This is a genomic window from Spiroplasma eriocheiris, assembly GCF_001029265.1.
GTDB classification, from domain to species: domain Bacteria; phylum Bacillota_I; class Bacilli_A; order Mycoplasmatales; family Mycoplasmataceae; genus Spiroplasma; species Spiroplasma eriocheiris.
The window spans coordinates 971536-995433 of sequence record NZ_CP011856.1; the positions used below are offsets into that span (position 1 = coordinate 971536).

Annotated in this window: 18 protein-coding genes; 1 reads left to right on the forward strand and 17 read right to left on the reverse strand. The window is 30.4% G+C overall.

The genetic code is table 4. From position 1 onward, the window contains the following. Nucleotides 1-11: 11 nt before the first annotated feature. From SERIO_RS04430 to SERIO_RS04450, 5 genes are all read right to left on the reverse strand, one after another. A complete protein-coding gene (locus tag SERIO_RS04430) occupies nt 12-1070 on the reverse strand; it encodes a M24 family metallopeptidase (protein ID WP_053040851.1) in 1059 nt (352 codons plus the stop codon). Further along, nucleotides 1060-2436 carry a M17 family metallopeptidase gene (locus SERIO_RS04435; protein ID WP_053040852.1) on the reverse strand — a complete coding sequence of 459 codons (1377 nt, stop codon included), beginning with the start codon at nt 2434-2436 and terminating at the stop codon, nt 1060-1062. The genes SERIO_RS04430 and SERIO_RS04435 overlap by 11 nt, the downstream gene beginning before the upstream one ends. A gap of 14 nt (nt 2437-2450) precedes the next feature. Further along, nucleotides 2451-4121, reverse strand: coding sequence for a PTS transporter subunit EIIC (locus SERIO_RS04440; protein ID WP_047791653.1), 1671 nt, complete (start codon nt 4119-4121; stop codon nt 2451-2453). Nucleotides 4122-4388: 267 nt separating this feature from the next. Further along, on the reverse strand, nt 4389-5273 hold the full coding sequence (locus SERIO_RS04445; RefSeq protein WP_047791654.1) for a hypothetical protein: 885 nt from the start codon (nt 5271-5273) through the stop codon (nt 4389-4391). Between the two features lie 51 nt (nt 5274-5324). Next, complete coding sequence (locus SERIO_RS04450; protein WP_047791655.1) at nt 5325-6242, reverse strand: lipoprotein; 918 nt, start codon at nt 6240-6242, stop codon at nt 5325-5327. A 180-nt stretch (nt 6243-6422) separates the two neighbouring features. Here SERIO_RS04450 and SERIO_RS04455 point away from each other — a divergent pair, with 180 nt between their 5' ends. Beyond that, a complete protein-coding gene (locus tag SERIO_RS04455) occupies nt 6423-6692 on the forward strand; it encodes a hypothetical protein (protein WP_047791656.1) in 270 nt (89 codons plus the stop codon). Nucleotides 6693-6714: 22 nt separating this feature from the next. Here the strand turns inward: SERIO_RS04455 and SERIO_RS04460 are convergent, their stop codons facing one another. From SERIO_RS04460 to rsmB, 12 genes are all read right to left on the reverse strand, one after another. Then, the gene (locus tag SERIO_RS04460) at nt 6715-8064 is read right to left on the reverse strand and encodes a Sapep family Mn(2+)-dependent dipeptidase (protein WP_047791657.1); all 1350 of its coding nucleotides are present in this window, start codon (nt 8062-8064) and stop codon (nt 6715-6717) included. An 82-nt stretch (nt 8065-8146) separates the two neighbouring features. Beyond that, nucleotides 8147-9241 (reverse strand): radical SAM family heme chaperone HemW, encoded by a 1095-nt coding sequence (hemW, locus tag SERIO_RS04465; RefSeq protein ID WP_047791658.1) that lies wholly within the window; start codon nt 9239-9241, stop codon nt 8147-8149. Between the two features lie 64 nt (nt 9242-9305). Further along, on the reverse strand, nt 9306-11039 hold the full coding sequence (locus SERIO_RS04470) for an MSC_0882 family membrane protein (RefSeq protein ID WP_047791659.1): 1734 nt from the start codon (nt 11037-11039) through the stop codon (nt 9306-9308). Between the two features lie 59 nt (nt 11040-11098). After that, complete coding sequence (locus tag SERIO_RS04475; RefSeq protein ID WP_047791660.1) at nt 11099-11359, reverse strand: hypothetical protein; 261 nt, start codon at nt 11357-11359, stop codon at nt 11099-11101. A 124-nt stretch (nt 11360-11483) separates the two neighbouring features. Continuing rightward, a complete protein-coding gene (locus SERIO_RS04480) occupies nt 11484-12548 on the reverse strand; it encodes an oxidoreductase (RefSeq protein WP_053040853.1) in 1065 nt (354 codons plus the stop codon). 236 nt (nt 12549-12784) lie between these two features. Then, nucleotides 12785-14281 (reverse strand): hypothetical protein, encoded by a 1497-nt coding sequence (locus SERIO_RS04485; protein WP_047791661.1) that lies wholly within the window; start codon nt 14279-14281, stop codon nt 12785-12787. A gap of 83 nt (nt 14282-14364) precedes the next feature. Beyond that, nucleotides 14365-16152, reverse strand: a complete 1788-nt coding sequence (locus SERIO_RS04490) for an ABC transporter permease (RefSeq protein ID WP_047791662.1) — start codon at nt 16150-16152, stop codon at nt 14365-14367. A 2-nt stretch (nt 16153-16154) separates the two neighbouring features. Further along, nucleotides 16155-17789, reverse strand: a complete 1635-nt coding sequence (locus SERIO_RS04495; protein ID WP_148553465.1) for a hypothetical protein — start codon at nt 17787-17789, stop codon at nt 16155-16157. A 144-nt stretch (nt 17790-17933) separates the two neighbouring features. Continuing rightward, complete coding sequence (locus tag SERIO_RS04500; RefSeq protein WP_047791664.1) at nt 17934-18866, reverse strand: ABC transporter ATP-binding protein; 933 nt, start codon at nt 18864-18866, stop codon at nt 17934-17936. Between the two features lie 16 nt (nt 18867-18882). After that, a complete protein-coding gene (locus SERIO_RS04505; RefSeq protein WP_053040854.1) occupies nt 18883-20682 on the reverse strand; it encodes an ABC transporter permease in 1800 nt (599 codons plus the stop codon). 117 nt (nt 20683-20799) lie between these two features. Then, a complete protein-coding gene (gene argS, locus SERIO_RS04510; protein ID WP_047791665.1) occupies nt 20800-22473 on the reverse strand; it encodes an arginine--tRNA ligase in 1674 nt (557 codons plus the stop codon). 155 nt (nt 22474-22628) lie between these two features. Continuing rightward, nucleotides 22629-23897 (reverse strand): 16S rRNA (cytosine(967)-C(5))-methyltransferase RsmB, encoded by a 1269-nt coding sequence (gene rsmB / locus SERIO_RS04515; protein WP_047791666.1) that lies wholly within the window; start codon nt 23895-23897, stop codon nt 22629-22631. Nucleotide 23898 lies beyond the last annotated feature (1 nt).

A 23898-nucleotide genomic window follows, 5' to 3' on the forward strand; every position in this document is an offset into this window, starting at 1 on the left:
TCCTTAAGTTCTTAACGCTTCAATAAATTAATTAAAGCATGGGAATGTTTGGTTAAATATTCAAAACCGTTGGTGGTAACTAAAATATCATCTTCAATCCGCACACCCCCAACATTGGGTAAATAAATCCCTGGATCAACAGTAACTACCATCCCCGCTTGTAAAGGTGTGTTATCATATGTTGCGATCCGCGGGGCTTCATGAACTTCTAAACCAACGCCATGGCCAGTTTGATGAACAAAATATTCCCCATATCCCTTTTGATTAATATAATCATAACATATTCGGTGAATATCTGATGCTTTAACCCCCGGGGCAATTGCTTGGACTCCTAAGCGTTGGGCTGTTTGCACAACTTCATAGATTTCTTGTAACTGCGAACTAATCTCACCAACAGCTAATGTTCGCGTCATATCGGAATAATACCCTTGGTAAACACAGCCAAAATCAATAGTTACTAATTCACCTTGCATGATTGGCTTGGTAGTTGGTTTTCCGTGGGGTAAGGATCCCCTCACACCGGAGGTTACAATTGCCCGAGGATAAATTTTATCAGCACCGAGCTTTGCAAAAGTTGTAAAAATAATATTTTCAATGTCATCTTCGCTCATTCCAACATCAAAATTATCAATTACTTGTTGTAACGCCTGGTCTGTGATTCACGCTGAATGTTGTAATAAATTAATTTCTTCCGGGGTTTTGACCATCCGTAATTGACGCACCGAAGTTGGAATTAAGGACATGCCAAGATTTTCTTGATACATTAAATAGAAATCATATGTTAAATATTCATTTTCAAACCCAAGTTTTTTAATTTCGGCAGCAGTAATTAATGTTTTTAGATCTTTAAAAATATCTTTAATGGCAATAATTTCCGCATTCTGAACTTTTGTTTTCGCATCAGTTAAATATCTGCCATCCAATAATAAAAACGCTTTTGTGCGGGTAATTAATAAATAACCCGATGAAGATGGAAAATTAGTATATCAATACCGGTTCACTTTTGAAGTTATCAAAATGGCATCTAAATCATTGCTGACTAATAAATCAGTAACAATCTTATTTTTCATAATACTGACCTTCTAATAAGCAATATTCAATGATTGATTTTACCATTGTTCCTTTTCCACGATCATCAATGTAGGCGGTTCCCGCAATATCAATGTGGAGAAATGGTAGTGACTCTGTAAAATTATCTAAAAATGCCATTGAATTACCGGTCGGATTATATTTATCATAAGAATGATTGACTAAATCAGCATATTGGGTATTACTCATTGCTTGATAATTTTCTCGGGTGACAGGCATTCGTCAAAAAGTTTCGTGCGCTTGGCGAGTTGCTTGGTAAAAGCGATGAAATAATTCATCACTAGTTGCCATCGCTCCGGTGACATATTTTCCCAAACCTTTAATCATTGCCCCCGTTAAAGTAGCAACAGTAATAATTTTAGTTGCTTGCAATTTTTGAATGGCATAGGTAATTGCATCGGCCATTACCATTCGCCCTTCCGCATCAGTTGAAGTAACCTGCACTGTTTTACCATTCATTGCTTGAACAATGGCAGTGTTTAAAGTAGTTGCCCCGCCAATACGATTATCTGTTAAAGGGGCCAGAGCAACAACATTAATTTTAGGAGCTAACTGACTAACTCCATACATAGCACTAATAACACTTGCCGCTCCGGACATATCATAACACATATTAACCATCCCACTTGGTGGCTTCAACGCATAACCCCCACTATCAAAGGTAATTCCTTTACCAATAAATGCGGTTTTTTCGGGGGTTGTCGGATCATTATGATATTCAATAATTAAAATTTTTCCTTCATCCGCACTTCCTTGGTTAACAGATAAAAATAATCCCATTTTTAACTTTTTAATATCTTCTAAATTTAAAACCGAGATTTTTAAGTTTTTAAGATGGTGGTACTTATTAGTAATGATGTCCACAAAAGCAGCCGGATAAATAATATTGGGTGCCCCATCTTGTAAATCACAAGCTAAATTAACACTAGTAATTTCAGCTAATAAGCGTTGGTATAAGATATCAATATCGCGATAACTTGTTTTAAGTAGATAATGCTCTGTTTTGGGTTGAACATGTGATTGCATTGTTCATTCTGGATGGGTTGCATATAAAATTGCTTCAATAATAGCAGTAATAATTTCTATGTTATCCAACGTAAAAGAATCAATGTCAACTAATAAGGTAAAGTTATTACCCTTAATAAATTTTCTTAAACTAGTACTAATTGTTTGATAACAATCCGGGTCGCTAAGTTCACCAGCTAAGTAAAAGGTGTGAGTACTATCTAAAAATGAGATAGCCCCTGGTGTTTTATCCACAAAAATATTATTGTACTGCGGGTCTTCTTTTGTTAAAAACTTTAATGTTGCCTGATATTTTTGGGATTTGTCATTAATAAAAATCATTATTCCATCTCCTTCTAACTTTCGGATTTCATCTTAATCATTTGTTGTTTGACATCCTCAACCTGAATGCCTACAATAATTTGATGACTAATTGGGGAAATTGTTTTTACCCCAACCGCCCCAACGGCTTTAACATCAGCATCGGAAATTTCTAACGGATTTTTTAAAGTGATCCGTAACCGTGAAAAACAATTTTCTAGTTTAGCAATGTTAGCTCAACCGCCTAATAATTGTAAAATTTTTTCGGCCATTAAATAGTTAGGACTATTTGTTGCTTTGTCTCTTTTTTTAGAATTAGTATCTTTCGCCCCTGTATCTAAAATTGCACCCATTTTAGTTGATTGGGTATCATCTTCACGACCAATTGTTTTAATATTAAATTTTTTAATCACGAAGTAGAAGACAGTAAAGTAAATTGCGGCATCAACTGCCCCACACGGAAAGACTAATCATCATTTTGTGCCAATTCCTTGTAATGGTCCGTAAACAATAAAACTAATCAAGTCGCCACCAACACCAACCGAGGCACCAATCGCTCCTCACACAACATAGCCCACTGCCACCATAAACGCATGGAAAATATATAATCACGGACAAATAAATAAGAATAAGAATTCAATTGTTTCAGTAATTCCTCCTACGGCAGTAGCAACAATTCCTGAAATAATAACTCCTTTGACAAATGCTTTGCGTTCTGGTTTGGCAGTTACATACATGGCAATCCCAGCAGCTGGTAAACCAAAAGCAATTGGTAAAATATAAGATCCTGTTAATCATTTTGCAATATCAGGACTTAGGGGAATTCCATTCGCTAATGATTCTTTCATCGCATAATAGTTACCCGAAACTGTTTTAATTGTGCCATCCAAAAGTTGTAAATCATATGTTCCTCCCACGGCAGTATAATTAAACATTGAGTTTATCATATGATGTAGTCCCGTTGGGCATAACAACCGACTAATTAAAATAAAGATACCTGGTCCAAACACCCCTAAATGTTTTAATGCTCTGCCAAAGTAATACAGTCCTTTACAAATAAATGGTCAAATAATTGTTAAGACTAACCCAAAAGCAGTAAAAACAAATAAACATAATACGGGGGTAAAACGTTTACCACTAAAGAATGCAATCCCTGAGGGTAATTTTTGGTATTGAAAACGTTCATGCATTTTTCAAACAATAATCCCAATAATCATTGCGCCCAAAACATTTAAGTCCATTCCATTGGGATAACCAAAAACATTTTTAACGATTTTAATATCGCTAGCTTTAATTCCCCCACTGTTTAAAATTCAATCACTAAATTCTGGGGGTAACACTCCTAAGAATCAGTTAATAGTAGCTTCAGTTGCAACATATGCTAGAAAAGCACTAAACGCAGCAGTTCCTTTATTATCACTAGCTAATCCAATTGGAATTGCCATACAAAATGCTAATGGTAAAATATCAAAGAAAAATGACCCAATTAATTCAATAAAACCAAAAAAGCCTTTTAATCCTTTTCAGCTGCTGCTATTAACAACAACATTACACATTTTTAAAAAATCATCACTCCCAAAAGCACTCCCAACTCCTAAGAAAATTCCGGCTACTGATAATACGGCAATTGGTAGCATAAATGTCCCACCTAATTGCTGCATGAAACCAAAAAATTTATTATCGGTGCGAGGTTTTTTATTACGCATTGGGGCAAACCACCGTTGTAAAAAACTACTAACTTTTTTAAAGTCACCGACTGATTTAGGTATTTTTTTTCTGGATTTTCTTTTTTTTCCATAAAATATTTCGCTCCTTTCTTATAGAAAAGATACCACTAAGGTAATTAAAAGAAAATATTTTTAATTAGTTAAGGAAAATGTACTTCAAAAAAGGAAAAAGAAAATAAAAACAAGACAAGTAATAAACTGCCTTGTTAAACAAAAGTTCTTAACTTATTTTTTTACTAAGTTATCTTATAACTCTAAAAAATTAATAAAAATTTGGTCAAAAACTCGTTCAATAAAATAAACTTTCTTCTGAATTCTTTTATTATTAGGTTGGCGGGTAACTTTTAAAAAATCAACATACTTTTTCCAGATTTCATGATAAATTGCAACAATTGCTTCATTAAATTTAGTAATGCGTGAAGCATCACTTTTTAAATTATTTAAAACAAAGATTCCCCTTTTACTAGTGATTGAAATGTTTTCAAAAGAAATATACTCAAAATTCTCAGCAGCTTGATAAGTTTTAAATAAATCTTGAAAACCGACAAATTGAACTTTAATTAAATTAGTATAATTATTCAGGATTGGTTTGCGAATTTCGGTAATTTTATTAAGAATAGTTGCGAACGATGGAATTAATAAAATATTTGCTAAAGTCGAAATACATGCTGAAATAATTGAGCTATCTTTAAAAATTTCTACTGCTTGATAATTAATCACAATTGTAGAAATAACATTAATTAATATTAAAAGGTTTAAAAACCAAAACGGAACTCAATTAATGACTTCCTTTTTTTCAATTTTAATATTCTTTAACAAAATACTTTTTTCATATACTACTATTTTAATAAAATAAATGTTAGTGTAAAAAAAGTTAGCAATGGTAAATTTTATTAAAATATAAAATGATAATGTTAGAACAACATACGAAAAAATAATATTAAGCGGATTATTGGTCTTATGGTTGACTAATTGAAAAATAAAGCCAACCATGATAATAACAAAAATTAGACAATCAATAATAAACAAGGATAAATTTAGCGGGCTAACTTTTTTATACTGTTTTAAATAACTATGGTATTCTTTCAAACATTTTTTAAATACATTAAGATCTTGATGTTGTTTTTTCATTAGCAGTTTTTTCCTTCTACCGATTTTTAATCCAATAATTAAAATAATAATTTATTTTAAATCATAAAAATTTTTGATAAAAGTTAATTTTTTGTTTGAACTTGTTTTATTATATTGAATTTGGTAATTAGCAAATTTAGTTATGGAAGGAGTAAAATCATCGGCGGTTATTTGACTAAAGACAAATCATTCGTTTTGATTTTCAACTGTTGATAAGGAAGCGATCTTAGTATTATCATCATAACTATTATTAAAATCAGGCTGGTTATCTTTATCTTTATAAATTTTTAATTCAATCTTATTAAATAATGCTGAATCATTAAAAGCAATATTGGTATATTTTCAAGGATCTTTAATTGCCAACATAATTATTGCTCGTTCATCACCAATTGTTAATTCACTATCTGAAATATCTTTAAAGGCTGGGTCAGTTAATCTAATTTTAATGTAATTCCAAATAATTGAGATATTAATTAGGTCATTCCAATTAATAATTTGGCTAATATCTAGTTCACTAATGGCTGGCTTTCAAACAATTGGAACAGTCTTAAACATGCCGACTACTTTAATATCAGCTGGTTTGTCAGGATTAGCAACAACTTCAACAATAATTCCATCCTCCGCTTTGGGTCAATCGTTAGTGGGGCTAGTTGAGGTTAATATTTTTTTTGTTTGTGCATTATAAATATTTATTTTTAAACTGGCGGCAATATCATCTGGGTTAAAAATAGAAATTGATTCAATTAACTTTTGCATAATGGCATTATTTAAATAACCAAAATTTTTAACATCCAAAGTAGGTAAGCCCGCTAAATAAAGTTGTAAATTTTCAGCAAAGTGAACTTTTGGATCGTCTAATTTATTTAAATCAATGGTTCCGATGCGAATAATTTCATTACAACTAATTACATTTGAAACAGTCGTTCCCGTAATTACTAAAGCACCTAAGTTTGCTAATAATTTTTTCATTATTAATGTTCCTTTCACAAAGATAAAATTATATTTTTTTGACATTAATTAATTATGTTTTTTCATTCTTGCTTAATTAAATTATATCATAAAAAATAATAAAAAAATTATCGCTTCTATTCTATTTATAATGGAAAAAAGATATAATTATATATATCAAAATAGAAAGTAGGGAAAACTATGTCATTAAAAAGACTATTAGCTTCTTTTTTAAATATGATTTTCTGTTGGTTAAATTTAATCTTATGAATTTTCAATATTGACCCAATTGGGACATTAGTAACCGGAATTAGCGTACCATCAACTAGAAAAGGGAAATTAATTTTTGGAGCCTGTTCATTATTACAATGAATTATTATGTTTACTATTATTGGGACAGTAGTTGTTATTGTAATGTGAGTATTAGATAAACCATCAATTGCAACTATTATAAGTGGTGCTGCCCAATAAAAAAAGGATTTTAAATCCTTTTTTATTTATTAATTTTTGTTAACAGTGGAATTGATTTTGTATAGATTTCTAACATTTTGCGAAGATCATCAATTTTAACATATTCATTATAAGCATGCATTGTTGATTCTTCAATATCAAATTCGGCTCCAAACGCTACACAGTTGGGCATTGCCTTGGCATATGTCCCCCCACCAATTGCTAACGGTTGGGCATTATGATCACCGGTAACTTCACGATAAACTTGCATAATATTTTGAATCATTGTACTATCTTTTGGCATATGCACGGGATTTTCTCATTTGAGATCAGTTAATTGTAAATCAAATTTTGCTAACTCAGTTGTTAATGGTTTAACAACATCTTCTTGGTGATAAGTAATCGGAACCCGTAAATTTAAAGTTAACCGTGTTTTGTCCTGGTTAATTTCAACAATCCCATTATTAACTGTTAAGTTCCCTGATTCATCGTGCATTGTCGAAAAAATTTTGCTAAAAGAATAGTCCCGGTATAAGTGTTCTTCCACAAATTTTGCAATTTTTGAAGTTGAATTAACATGGGCAATGGCATTTAATGCTTCTAAAGCAGCATTAATTCCACGTTCTGGTAAACTTCCATGGGAAGATTTTCCTTTTATAATTAACATGTCTTTTTCAACATAATTTTCAATATTTTCGGCAGTTAAGATTGCTTCAATCTTGCTCATTTCTGGTCCTTGGTATTTAACCACATCATTAACAGAATTATAAGCTTCCCCACCAATTAGGGTAAAGTTTTCGCCTCCACCAACAATATCGGCATTTAAAATTCCTTTTTCGGCATATACCACCGGAAATTCTCCGTCGGGAGTATATCCTAAATCAGGAGTCCCTTCTGTTTCCATATAACTAGTAATTGATGACCAGTCGGTTTCTTCGGTTAACCCAAAAATTAAGCGAATCCGATAATCTGGTTCAAAACCATTGTCTTTTAAATATTTTAACGCATATAAGTTAATTATTGTTGGTCCTTTATCATCAAATGAACCACGACCTAATAACTTGCCATCTTTAACTTGAGGATTAAATGGTTCAAATTCCCATTTGGTTAAATCTCCGGTTGGCACCACATCTAAGTGCCCTAAAATTGCAAAGATTTTTTCGCCAGTTCCATATTCAACATACCCGTAGCGATTTTCCGGGTCTTGGTATGCTTTAAATCCTAATTCCTTTGCTAAATTAATTGCAAAATCAAGAACTTTTTTTGTATTTTCTCCAAACGGAGCTTGGGGAGCTTTTTCACCACGTACTGAGGGAATTTTAATAATTTCTTTAATACTTTCTAAAGCAGCGGGAAAATATTCCTTTTGTAGTTTTTCAAGATCAATTTTCATTATTAGTACCTTCTTTCTAACCTAACACTTGTTATCTTGTTCTTATTTATAATATAACATACTTTAAGGCCTAGAAATTGATTTAATCCATAATATTGACTAAAATATCATTTAAAACATTGTATCCCTTCGAAGTACATTTTAAAAATTGATTATTAGCTAAAACTAGATTACCCTTGGTAATTTCTCCCCTAATTTTTCCTTGGTAATATTCATAAGCTTCTCGGGCATCTTTGACATTATCTAAATCAATTCCCGCGGTTAATCGTAACCCCATCATTAAGATTTGAAAATAATAATCCGGTAAACTAATTTCACTTACCTTTTGTTCTCATCCTTGGTAGCGCCGAGTATTTTCTAATAATAAGTACTGGTTGTTTTCATTTAGAAAGCCACTAGCTCCTGGCCCTAATGGTAAAAAAGATTTATTAGTTCAATAACAAAGGTTATGTTGGGACTGCTTTTCAGGAGTTAAAGAATAATTTGAAATTTCATATCGATGATAGCCAAAGTTAACTAAAGCGGCATTAATAATCTCATCAAAAGCTAAATCATTATCTGGTAACTTAGTTTTTGTTTTACCCCAGTAAGAGTTTTCTTTTAAAATTAAGGAATATCAACTAAGATGGTCAGGTTGTAACTGGTTAACCATTGTTAAATCATCGTTAATTTGTTGATAACTTTGGTCAAATAAGTTATACATTAAGTCAAAGGAAATATTATTGAACCCTAATTTCCGAGCTAAATAATAACTATCAATTGCTTGCTGGACAGTATGTTTACGGTTTAACTTGGCTAATAACTCATCATTAAAAGTTTGAATTCCAATTGATAAGCGATTAACATGATATTTTTGTAAAATTAAAAGTTGTTCTTTGGTAATCCGTTCGGGGTTTAATTCAATTGTGTATTCCTGTAAATAATCATGGTTAATCCCACTAAGAATTTCTAGCAATCTTGTTAGTTGGGTATTATTTAAACTATTGGGAGTCCCACCCCCTAAGTAAATTGTCGTCACTGCTGTTAGTTGTGGTTTAATTCGCGCAAATTCACTTGCTAAAGATGTTAAATATTCATCAACCATCAGATCTTGTGATTTTTTAATTTTAAAAAAATCACAGTAAAAACAAATATGGTCACAAAAGGGAATATGAACATAGAGGTGTTTAATTGCCATCTTAATAACTCCTTACTTGTTGATAATCTTATCATAAATAAAAATAGATAGTTAAGTTAACTATCTATTTATTACTAAAACGGGAGAAGAATGGAATCCCTTTCCCGTGACGTTTACGACGAGCAATTAATCACGGAATTGAAATTGCTAAGGTTAGAATAATTAAGAAGATAATAAAGATAATTAAACAAATACGATTTGTTTTTTTCTTTAAAGCAGCTAGTTCTTCTGGTTTGACAATTTCATAGCCATAATAACCAATAATATTTGATTTTCGTTTTTTAGTTAAGACAATATTCGCAATATGAATTCCTAACATGGCAATTAAAATAATAATTGTAATTGTAATTGCAGCCGTTAAGTCCTCCACAATTCCTCAACTTCAAAAACCAAACATAAAATGCTCACCAGTATGTTGTTGAAAGCCATATAAAATTCCTAAGATAATTCCCCCAAAAAAATATGTTGGAAATGCAATTCAGTTTAAGACGATGCTGCGGACCGTCATTTTTTTATAATTATCAATTAAGAAATGGGGAATAGTGTGGTTACCACGGTTTAGATTAGCTAAATAATTATTGGCTTCAATTTTTACTCGTGATAAATCAAAGATTCCTGCAAATAATGATCCTAATGATACTAATAATAATGTAATTGTTAAAAATGGATGCGGAATATATTGCGCTTTAATTCCTAAAATTTCTTCTAATCCTTGCTTATGACTAATAAAATATAGGGCAATAAAGATACTTGTTGCAACTGTTCCCGCAAAACCAACTAAAATCATAATTAATGTTCTAATTTTTTCTGATTTAATTTCACGAGCAATTTCTAATGGCATCAATTTATTAGCATGTTCGCGACTTAAACGATTAGTGTTATCTTTTGCTCGTAATTGAACTTGATAAGCATATCGTTTATTTTTCTTTGTCCCATCCAAATTGTCATCTTCATCATAATAATCATTAACAACCGGCGTTTTAGCGTTGACTGGCGTTAATGCCATCTTTTCATTTACCATATTATAATCTTGATATGGCTGTGGTTTAGCAGAATGCGAATAATTACTATAATTATTATTTGCTAAACTTGGTGCTGAATTATATTGTTGATATGTTGGAACACTTGGTTGGTGATAAGGCTGTTCATACATCATTTCATTTAAATTCATTTGACCATGTGGATTAGTAATCCGACGTTGGTAAGGACGACGATACTGATTTACATAAGAATGGTCGTCGGTAAAATATCCATCCGGAGTTCCATCTTGTTGGGAATAACTACCTTGTGGTGGTTGTAAATATTGATCATAATAAGTTGGTTGATAGTCAGCCAGTGGTTCTTGATAAGCAGTTTGTTGCATCCGGCGAGGTAAAATGCGTTGGGGTGGTTGGGAATTAACAAATTCATCACTAAAATCATGGTTATAGTATGGTTCCACATAACCAGCTGGTTTTGGGGCTACTAAATCCGGATGGGAATTAAAATTTTGAGCCTGGTTTTCAAAGGATTCCCCATTTAAGTAATAGTCTTGTTGACCTTGAACATTCATTCGGGCAGGACGAATAATATTATTATTTTGATAAAGCGCTGCGGTATTATTGACTTGGTGTTGACGGTAATCTTGGTTGGGCACAATATAGCCATTAGGATTTGGACTAACTTGATTAGTAGTATCATTAACATTGTTATTTTGCGCATTAAAACCACTAGCATTATTAGCTGGTTGTTGGTTGTTATTCTGTAGTTTATTCTTGTTATCAATAACAAAAGATTTAATCGAGTTAAATAATCCCATACTTTGTCCACCTTCCCTATCAAAGTGAATAAAATGTTTAAAATTAAGCAATAATTAAGTTAGTCTTTACACCCGTATTTTTTGGCTAACATAATTTCTTGTTCAAAATATTCAACATTTTCTTTAAAACTGACTTCTTGTTTTAATTTAATAATACTTGATTGCACATCATTTTTGTTTTTTGAACGAAATAATGAAAAAGTAATTACAAAATAAACAATTAGTAATAGCGCTGCAAATCCTAGTAACACTCCAATTAACCCTGGTGTTGGAATTGTTAAATCTAAGATTTTAATATTTATAGTTAAGTTTATGCCCATATAAACACCACACTATCTAATGCAATTATACCAAATTTTTTAAAAATATGGTAATTATTTTTATTTTTCTGTATTTTTCTTGCTTAGAGTGTTATTTTAATTTTAAATCATTATTTAAAAATAACTATTTAATAATATTTGTAATTAAATTTTTATAATCATGATAATCAAATCATAAATTTTGATTTCAATGATAATCAGTTTGCTTAATTTCATCCACTTTTAATAAATTAGTAATTACAAAATTTGGATTATATAATAAGGGGCGCCCAAACGCAATGGCATCAATATTGTTTACTAGTGCTTCATTAACATCGGCAATTGAATCAAAATTTCCGACAACTACAACTGGTTTTGTGGTTCATTTTTTAACTGTAACAGCAATTGGCAATCTAAATAATTTGGTCCCTAAATCAGCAATTACATCAGCCATTCTTACCCGAGCAATAGTTTCGCCACTTGAAACATGTCAATAAGAAACTTTTTCATCTAATAATTCTACTAATGGTTGATATTCTGCTAACTCCATTCCGCCTTCCGCATGATCAGTAAATGAAACTCTAATTCCCACCGGGATTTGCACAACATCATAGATGTCATTAACAATCTCAATGAGAAGTTGTGATCTTGTTATAATATCAGGACTTTTGATAACATCGTTTAATTTACTGTGAATTAGTTCTGATAAAAAATAACCATGAGCAGCATGTAATTCTACAAAATCAAAGCCAGCTAATTTGGCGCGTTTGGCAGCATCAACAAATTGTTGTTTAATAATTTGCAGATCATCATGCGAAGCAATTTTCAATTGCTCTTGGTTTAAATAGTCATAAAATTTAGTTGCGCCAATAATAGGCATCGCAACTTCCGCTTTTGCGCCTGCATGATTTAACTGAATCCCAATAATGGCATTTGCTTGTTTTGAAATATTTACAATACGTTGTAACCCTTCAATATGGCTATCACTTCAAATCCCCAAGTCTTTTTCTCTAATTCTACCATTTTCAGCAACAGCGGTTGATTCAACAATTATAGTCCCTACTCCCCCATAAGCACGAGCCCCATAGTGTTGAATATGAAAGTCATTTGCAAAACCATTAGTAGCCATTAAGGTATCCATCGGAGCCATAACTGCTCGATTTCTGGCTGGTTTATCTTTTATAAATTCAAATCTATCAGTAAAGTTCATTGTATTTCCTGCTTTCTAAATTAGTTATATCTTCATAATTTAACCTTAATTTTATTAATTTTAAACTATAGTGTTTCAAAATAGTCATTGGTACTTTATTAAATTTCCAATTCATTTGTAGTTATTGCTATAAAACAAATAATTGTTTTTATTTTAAATACTTAACTTTCTCAATAATTTTATCTCTTTTTTTTAAAAATATTCATCTTAATATTTTATTCCGTCTCGGCAAAAATTTATTCACGGATAATTTTAGATTTTAGTTTATTTTTAAAACTACTTCTTAATAGAATATTAATTTTAGGGACCAATAGCACCAGGTGGTTACGATATTCGGCCAAAATAAAATCAGCGGCAAAGTAAAAGATTAATAATAACACTAATACTAACGAAGCACACGAAGTGAAAACAATTGTTGTAATATCATCAATGACATTTGCAAAATCACCCAGGGCCACAAAATTAGCGGTTGGGTTTTTGAAGGCAAAAATACCAATTTGATCTCACGATAAAATATCATCAACACAGCGCACTAAGAATTCTGTCCCAAACAGCAGAATTTGGAAATAACCAACAATTGGGTCCCCCGTTGGCGAACGGTATTTTCATTCACAAGTCATCGCAAATAAAATATAGTAACACATTGAATAAGCTAACCCATTAATAACTTGTAAGGCTAAGTAGGCATCGGGTGAATGGTTAAAAGCAGAAATTGTAAAGAAAGCAAACCATAATAATAACCCAATCCCAAAAAAATATTTTGCTCCTAATTTATTATATAATCAGTTACATGCTAAATAAGAACCAAAAACTTGGGGAATTAAAAATAACTGGTTATTTAACCGAATAAACTGGTCGACCATCGCCCCGCTATGATATTTCTCTCAAGTCCGCTGTCCTAATAATCAAATATAAATGTTAGATTGGGAAATCTCTTTCATCCCAATGATAAAAAATAATAACGCAAAAATAATAATAACTTTTTTTCATTTAAAAGGCTCTAAAATTTCGCGTTGTTCAGCGGTAAAAGGTAACGATGTAAACTCCCCTCTCCGTGAATAAAAAAGATAAAAGAATAAGGCCACACAAATTGATAACAATGATAACGAACCAATAATTCCGATAATTCCATGGTTACTAATTTTATTAACTAAACTATAGGTAAAAATATTATGGAAGTCAATTCCAGCTAAAATAGCGAACGTCATAATGGGAGCTACCAAACTAACTGTTTTAAACGGAAAAAACTTTTTCGCAAAAATTTCATTATAGGTTAAATAAAAACTACTTAAATTAGTGATTCCCAATCCTAACAAAACACAAGCAGTAATTTGGGTCTCAAAAGATGGATAAATTACTAATAATAAAACTCCCAAAATAATAGCAATATAAACTGATAACCGGTAAACTTCCCAAACTTTTTTCTTACGGAACAAGACAATTAAATTAATTGGAATCATTGCTACTAACGCATAAAATAACGTTGACATTACAAACAAGGCTCCCAACCCACTTAGTTTATCAATGTTTAACGCTTTTAACGTAAAATTAAAATCATAATTATTGGATAGAATTAAAGATAAGGCAAATCAAAAACAGAAAGTTTGCGCAAAAAAGATCTTTTGACTATTGGAGCGAAAAACATGATTTTTAATTAGCATCAAAATATAGAACACCATAATTAATACTAATACAATTGGATTAAAAATAAAGATGTCTCAATTTGTTTGCATGCTTACCTCACTTGCTTAAAAGTAATTATAGCACAATATAATTTCATTAACCCTATTAAACACTATATTAATTTATTTTGCAACTATAAAATATTGCGTTTAATAATAATAATAATAATAAAATAGCTAAGAAATAATAAAACCACACTAAAAGTAAGATAACTGATAATTATTGGTTTTGCATTTAAAAAAAATTGGTAATTACTAGTAATTTTGCCATTCCCAAGTTCCAGGGGAAAATCTTGGTAACTCATTAAATAATTCCGCTGATTTGTAAAATCAATCACACTATTACTTAGGGGAACAAACCAATATTTATTAACGGGTAAAAACATTGTTCATAACTGATTTCAATGTTCTAAAACATTAATGATGGATAATTCCCGATAAAGATGCATTAACTTAACATAATGTTGCCAATTACTATCAACTGTTAAAAACTGCGTGGTGATAATCTTATAATCTAGGACTTTTTTAATTATATTATCTTCCAACTCTTTAAAAACATAAAAAACATTGTTTTCAAATAACTTCATAATTGCTAACGAAAACTGACTATCATTTGCCACATAATTAGATTTTTGCCCGACAAAATTAGCTAGGAATAAATTTTGAAAAATATCAACTGGATCATAATTCTGCTCATGATAACTATTTTGATCAACTGTTAGCCAGTTATTATTAGGATCAAAGACATATAGCGAACTAGTAGTTGATAATTTTAGATTATAAAAAGTATTCCAATCAACAATTTTTTGGTAGTTATCAACTAAGGTTTTTAACTCATGCTGATAAATATTGTGGTCATTTAAATCATCATAAGATTTAAAAAAATACTGGGAACTAATATTTAAGGTAATTGTCGTTGTTGTTCCAGCCCCTAAATCAGTATTAATAATACTATTGATATCAGTCCCATTATATGTTCCCTTTCAGGCACTAACATTATGCGCAGTTAATTTAAGATGTTTTTCGGCAGTTAACCCCAACTGGTGGTTAATAAACATCAAACGGTTTAACCGTAAACTTTCATCATCTTGGTTAACTAAAATCTGGGTTAATTGGTTAATAGTTTTCTTTGCATAAAAATCATACAATGCTGTAGTTAAGTGGGGATAACTAATCAGATTATTTTTCAACATTTGTGGAAATAATAATGTTGTTTTAATATCACTAACATGGTATTTATTATCTCCATATTTTAGCGAAATATTATCACTCATTGCAAAAATTAAGGTATAGGGAATGCCCCCAATTAAAAATAAACTACAAAAAATAATTACAATTAGTAAAACAACTTGAAAGTGTAAAAAAGAAATTGCAAATAAAATTCCGCTCGCGGCTAAAAAACTAAAGAATAATAAATAAATAATTAACTTAATTAGCATTGTTGTTAGGAGATTGCAATTTGCAGGATTAAAACTAAGCGCCGTAAAAATAAGATTTATTATTAACGGAATTCCAAGTCCAATGATTAGAAATAACAAAATTGAAATCCACAACGCAATTAATTTTAATAAAAATAACATTGATTTGTGGTACGGTTTTGATATTAATAACAAATATGTGCCATCTTGAAATTCCCGAGCAAAAATTTTAATTGCAATAAAGAGAATAAATAATAAAACTAATAAATTGGTTAAGATTAAGACACCATATTGAAAATTAATAATTAGTTTATTTAAATCATTAGTTGCTAAGATTAAATATAAGGTTAATCCTCCCATTAAAACTAATGCTAATCCTGTCAGTAATAAAATCGACATTGATTTTCAAATTTTAAAAAGAGCAAACAAGATTATTGACCAGCAAGAACTTTTTTTATGGGAATAATTTAAAGCAGCATGGTTAGAATTAAGATTAGTTTTCATCACTATTCAGCGCTAAGATTAATAAGCAACGGTAAATATGTTGAATCAGCAATTTTATAACCGGTTGTCATTCATTGACCAATGGCCCCAAATGATAAAATAAAATTTCATCCCGTAACACCTTGATTTGCTGGATTATGATAAGGAACTAATCATTGAGAATCATTTTGTTTTTGTAAACAAGGGTCATTCCCACTATCATAATAAATCCGATCATTTAAACCATTAAACAAATCAATATCTGGTAATGTCTGCACATCTTTTTGGGTTTTAAAATCACTGATTAATAGCGGTAAAAAATTATTTAAATGACTATTATTGGGATCTTTTAATTTATTACTTAGATCCTGATTAATGGTAATCGCAACTTGGGGTAGCTGTTGATTAGAAGTGAAATGGAAATAATTAAAAAACTTCACGACAATGTTTGCAAAGTTATCTAATTTTTGTTGCATACCCTGTTTAGAAGCTTTTAAATCTAAAGCTAGGGCTGTTCCCCCTTTGGTTACCACCCCTGATAATGGTAATCCCGCGATGGTAATAATATTAAGGTTAATCTTAAAATTAGCTAAGTCAAAAACATCCCCACTACTAAAAATTGACGAAATTTTTAAAAAGAACTGTTCAAAATTAGCAATGGTAATTTTACTAGGATCATAACCATTTCCCGTTCAATTTCAGGGAGCGCTAGCAGCAGTCACTGGCTCAACTCCGTTGGTCGTATTATTAACCCACTGACTTAATAAGGTAATAAAACTTTGACTATTATCATATTTAATATAGCTTAAATAATTTTGTAAAGCCGGCAGGGTTTTAATCATCGCTTGAAAACCATTTAGAACAAGATTATTAACTACTGGGCCATTTTTATTATCATCAAAATTAATCTGGAATTTTTGGAAAATATTATAGAATTTAGACTGTGGATCATCAATGGTAACATTTTGTAAGTTATTAAAATAACCAATTGTCGCATCGGAAATAATTCCAATAATTTTACCAATCGTATTTTTAATAGCATCCACCCGGTCAGTAGCAATAAATTTAATATTATAATCAATATTTGAACTATAAGTTTTATATTGGACAGTATAGCGTAAAGCAATATTAATTGTTACCGCGGTTGCTGTTTTAATTGAAGGATCATTAATCAAACTAGCTAACGTATCAAGGTCAATATAAGTTGCACTAATTTTAACGGGCGTAGCTGCTAACACCAAGGGATCGCTCGTTAAATAATAAGCAGCATATTGATGTTTAATTTTAGCATTAATTGAATTATTAAAATACTGTTTAAAATTATAATATAAATATTGGAGCGCGGAACCATAATTAGCGTCCTCGTAATTCAAATTAACATCTGGTTTTTCTTTAGAGACTAATTTGGCAATGGCACTAAATGCCGGTTGCACTCCTCCTAATGTAATATCAATGATATTATTTTGTTGAGCACTATAGTCATTTAAATCAGATAATGATTCTTCTTCAATTTTGGATAAGGTTTTTAAATCATTATTGATATCATTATCACCCCCACCGGAGTCAGCATTATTATTTATTGGTTTACATCCAACTAAACTAACACCAGGGGCGGTTGTTAATAAAATAATTCCTAAATAAGTTAAAAGTTTTTTCATCTTTTGTTCATCTCCTTTAATTAAATAAAAAACACCAATCATATTAAAAACTAATATCACTGGTGTTTTAAACACTCTTATATAATATAAGTTTATCATTATCTAAATAATAACTTTTTTCCCTTCTTAAAACTTTTTTCTTGTCTAACTATGGTAATCAAATTTAATATTGAGTTTTTTAAATAAAAAATTAAATGAAAACTCTACTTCTTTGATTTTATAAATTTTAATTTGATATTGTAAAGCATACTGGGTAATATAATATAAATCCAGAGGGCTGCGAATAACAAAATTTAATTGTCTATTTTCAGCTTCATACCAACTAGGAATTCGGTAATATTGAAAATATTTTTGGATTGCTAGTTGGTTGTTACTTGTTAACGCATAAGTATTTTGTAAATTAAATTTTTTAATGGAACCCGTATAATATTGTTTACCCATCATAATCATTGTAAATTCATCAATATAATTTTTTATCTCATCTAATAAGTGGGAAGAAAAAAAGACAGTTTTCCCTTGTAAGGTTAATCTTTTTAAATATTGAATAATTTTTTTACGATTATCAATATCTAATCCGGATTCTGGTTCATCTAAAATAATAATATCCGGATCATGAATAATTCCCTGGATAATCATAATCCGTTTTTTCATCCCGCTGGAAAATGAATTAACATCGCGATCACGAAATTCTCATAAATCTAATGACATCATCAATGTTTTAATTCGATTTTTTAAGTAGCTACCACGCAAACCATTGGTTCTTCCTAAATATTTGAGAAAATTATACGCTGAGATTTTTTCTGGAAATGTTAAAAACTCCGGAACATAACCAATTCTTTTCTTAATTTTAATGGCATTATTTTTGTAGCCATTGATGGTAATATTTCCCTTGAATCCTTTTAATCCACCAATTAATGATTTAATTAATACTGTTTTCCCACTTCCCGATGCTCCTAGAATGGCATGCATTTTACCAGAATGGACAATAAAATTAAACGGTCCCACGATATTTTTTTTAAATTTCTTTTGAAAATTAGTGACTTGAATGGTGGGAATTAACATTAGTTTATTTGGCATTATAATTTCCTCCTTGTTAGGTAATACTTTTTCGAGCAATAATTATTATTGCTAATAGCAAACAACAAATACTAATAGCTAAGTAAAGATAAATTAAGGTTTTAATTTTTAAATAATTTTTGGTTTGCAAAATAATCTTATGTTGAGCATCTAATACTAAGGGAAAGTCTTGATAGCTCATTAGTTTGTTTTTTTGACTATCAAAATCAATAAAACTATTAGCAAATGGCTGAAATTGATATGGTTCATAACTAATCATGGTCGTTCATATTTGGTTTCAATGTTCAAGTAAATTAAATTTTGTAATTAATTGGTACACTGTTGTTAAATTTTGATATTTTTTTCAGTCTTGATTAATCTTTACCGTAGCTAGTTGCAAAATTTTATAATCATAAACTTTTTGTAGGATATTATCCTCTAATGTTTTTACAACATAAAAGACGGGGTTTTTAAAATAATGGTCCAAACTCTGAATAAAATCAGGACTAGCTAAATATTGCGAACTAACATGTTCATAATTACTGCTAAAGATCGCTTTAAAAATATTAGCGGGATTAATATTTTTTTCCTGGTATGATAAATTATCAATGGTAAAATAAGTGTTATCATTAAAAAGCATTAATGAATTAGTATTATTTAAATAATAATGGTAATAATAATCTCAATTAGGGGTTTGGGCTTTAGTGCTCGCAATTAAATTTAGTAATTCCTGGTCAATAACATTATGGGAGTTAAGTTCTTGGGAAGTTTTAAAACCATAATCACTGCCTAAGGTTAAATCAAGAGTAGTATCACGGGATGGTGATGCTTTTTGATCAGCACTAATAATATCATTAATATTTTGATTTTTATAGGTTCCTAGCCATGATGTAATTTTGTTGGCATGAAAAGTAACGGTAATTTTTTTTGTTAATCCTAGTGATTGGTAAAATAACAACCGGTTCTTTTTAAGAAGATTACTATCTGTACCATTAATAATTGCTTGCAAATCACTAGGACTATCCTGGGCATAAAAATCATAAATTTTTTTTGTTAACACCGGATTAGCAATCTTATTATCTTGTAAATCTTCCACAAACAAGATTGTTTCACGAAGGCGACTGACAGGATAAGTGCCCCCACCATCCGTAAAAGTTATTTCAATATTATTACTCAAGGTACTAATTAATGAATAAGGAAGACCCCCTAATAAAAATAAACTACAAAAAATTGTGACAATTAAAATTACAATTTGCGAAGAAAAAATTGAGAGAGCACAGATAATTCCATTGACAGCTAAAAATGATAACATCATCGTATATTTTAATAAATTAACCAGCAATTTTAATATCTGGAGATAAAATATTGGTTTTAAACTAACATGATAAACTACTAAACTAATAAGATAGCCAGTTAATAATATTAAACCAATGAAAAAAGCAAGGCAAATTCATAATGCTAATAGCTTTAAGAAAAAAATGGTTAACCGATGATATGGTTTTGAAATTAATAACAAGTAGGTGCCATCTTCTAATTCACGACCATAAAATTTAATGGCGCCTAATAAAATAAAAATAAGTAAAAAAATATTACTAAAGATAATAACTTCATATTGAAAATTAACAATAAAATTACTATATGTTGGCGAAATTATTAATAATGTAACTAAAAAAGCATTAAATAATAAAACTGCTAACAGCATTAATACTCAGATGGTGATGCTTTTTGTTACTTTAAAAATTGCAAACGAAATGATCGCCCAAAAAGCCCGTTGACGAGGTGGTAATTGGGACTGGGAGCGTTGAGGGTGGGGATTATGAGACACATTATTTTTCATCGTTATTCCTTTACTTATTGAAAAAGATAAATTAAATAAAAAAACAAATAGCACTAACTTATGGGTGTTAGGTACTATTTGTACTCTGTTAACTATTTAATTTACAAGATTATTATATTACATTTTTTCCATAACATCAACACCAATTAGGTTAAAAGCATTACTTAAAACTTGGTAAACAACTTGAATAAAACATAAACGTTGTTTTGTTAATGCTAAGTTTTCTAAATTAATAACTTTAAATTCATTGTAATAAGAATGGAACTGACGAGTAATATTTTGAATATAATCACAGATTAAATGGGGCTGGCGCATTTTCGCACTGGATTCAACATAACGGTTAAATAAATCAATATCATTTAACAAGTTTAATTCTTTATCCGTTGTTAATAATTCAAATGAACTAACATCATCAAAACTAATATTATTAGCAGCGGCCTGCTTTAACACACTATTACAACGGGCAGTGGCATATTGGGCGTAGTAAACCGGATTTTTTGAAGAATGTTCTTTTAGTAAACCAACATCTAAGTCCATATGACTTTGCGGTGTTTTACTTGATAACATATAACGAATTGGATCCACCCCAATTTCTTCAATTAAATCAATTAACCAAACTGCTGTCCCTTTTCGTTTACTCATTTTATATTCTTGACCATCTTTTAATAACCGTACCATTTGAATCATATCAATTTCTAAGATATCTTTGGGATAACCTAGTAACGCTAAACCAGCTAACATCCGAATAATATAACCATGGTGGTCTCCTCCTCAAAAGTTAACTAAGTGGTCGGCTTTACTACGTTGTAAACGTTCATTATGAACAGCTAAGTCCGGAGTAATGTATGTATAATCACCATTATTTTTGACTAATACCCGGTCTTTTTCATCACCAAAGTCAGTTGTTTTTAACCAGAGTGCCCCATCTTTATGATAGGTTTTCCCTAATTTATCATACTGCTCTAGAACGGCATCAATTTTTCCCCCCGCATAAATTGCTTTTTCGGATGAATAATATTCAATATCAACACGGAATAGTTTTAATTGTTCTTTAATAATGTCTAAGAATAATGCTACTGATTCATTTCGGAAAAGTTCGTGGGCAACAGGATCACTTAACTTGTAATCTTCACCATAAGTTAAGTCAACATATTTATCTTGATATTTATCAACAAATTTTTGGGCAACATCAAGATACATATCACCCTTATATGCCTCTTCGGGAGGGGTAACTTCTTTGCCCAGTAAAGTTTGATAGCAAGTAAAAACAGTAATTGCTAAAATATTAATCTGGTTTCCCGCATCGTTTACATAGTATTCAGTTTGGACATTAAAACCAGCAAATCGTAAAATTCGGGCCACACTATCCCCAATGGCTCCGTTCCGCGCATGCCCAATGTGTAAAAAACCAGTGGGGTTTGCCGAAACAATTTCTAAATTATAAGTATAATTTTTGGGTTGAGATTTTCCATAGTTTGTTTTTAAAGTTAATACATCAGTCATTATTTTATGTAATTGCGCATTGGCAATTGTAAAATTGATAAAACCTGGTCCCGCTAAACTAATTTCTTTAAAACTTTGTTGGTCCTTTTCCTTAATATAGCTAATAATTTCATTCGCAATTTCGCGCGGATTGGCTTTTAAATCTTTCGCTAATAATAAGGCTAGGTTCGTTGATAAGTGCCCAAACCCTTCTTGACGAGGTTTTTCAATAATTATTTCTTTCTCTAAATTTTTGCTTGCTAAATAGCTCGCTAGTAAATCTTCAACAATCTTAATATTATTATTCATCTTTTCAGTTCCCTTTCTGTATGCAATATCATTTTATCGCAAATTATGGTTTATTTGCTATCTTTTTCTGAATTTATATGTTATTATTTAAAAGCGATGAGCCGATTGGGAGAACATATCGTCAACCAGTCATAACACTTTTAAAAGTGTTTTTTTTATTTTGTTTTAACTAAGCGACAGTAGTAAAATCCGTCACTATTATGTTCATAACCAAACACTTGTTCTTCTTGCTCAATTTTCATATCCGGATATTTTTGGACAAAGTTTTTAATTTGCTCTTGGTTTTCATAAATTTCAAAAGTACAAGTTGAATAAACAAGAACACCCTGTGGTTTTAATAATTGGTAGGCTTTATCTAATAATTGGGCTTGAATGCTAACAAGATCAAATAAGTCTTCACTTGTTCATGTTTTATATTTAATTTCCGGTTTGCGTTTAATAACCCCGAATCCACTACAAGGAGCATCCAGTAAGATCCGATCATATAACTGATTAGGAGAAATTAAATTAGCATCCAAATTATGAACTTCAATATTAGTGAGCCCTAAACGGTCAATATTTTCCATAATTAACGGAATTTTATAGTTCGCAATTTCATAAGCATCAACGTGACCCTGGTTATTCATGAGCTGTCCTAAGTAAGTTGTTTTACCGCCGGGTGCCGCACACATATCTAGGACTAACTCACCTGGTTGGGGTGCTAATGCTTCCACAACTTTAATACTCATTTCATCTTGCATAATAATTTCTCCGTTTTTAAACATTTCACTATTCATCACTGGATATGATGAAATAACACCAGCGGAAGTTATTAAACTTGGTTGTAAATTATACTGGGGATATTTGGCAATTAATTCTTCGCGAGAAATTTTTAAAGTATTTACCCGGAGTGATATTTTGGGAATGTTAATTGAATCTTTAATAATATTTAAAGCATGTTCATCTCCAAACTGAGTTTTTAAAATTAATAATAAACCCCTTGGAAAACTATAACGAATAGATAAAGTTTCAATTTCATTTTTATTGATAATATCAAAAACACTAGCATCAGCAGTCAAAATCCTTTTTAAAGTTGCATTAATAAAACCACTAACTTTAGGATTAATAGTTTTGGCAATTTCAACTGCTTCGTTAACAATAGCATAATTCGGAATTTTATCTAAAAAATAAAATTGATAAACACTGAGTCATAATAAAATTTGTAATTTTTGGTTTGTTTTGTGGGGATCAATAAACTTATTAGTAACATATTCTAAATAAATTTTATTTTTTAAGGTTCCATAGACAATTTTAAAAATTAAGGTTTTATCCTGGTTACTAAGATCCGGGTATTTAATTAACATCTGGTTTAATAAATTATTACTAAATTCTTTTTTAACAATAATTTGATATAAAATATCAAAACATAACTGACGAGTTTTCATT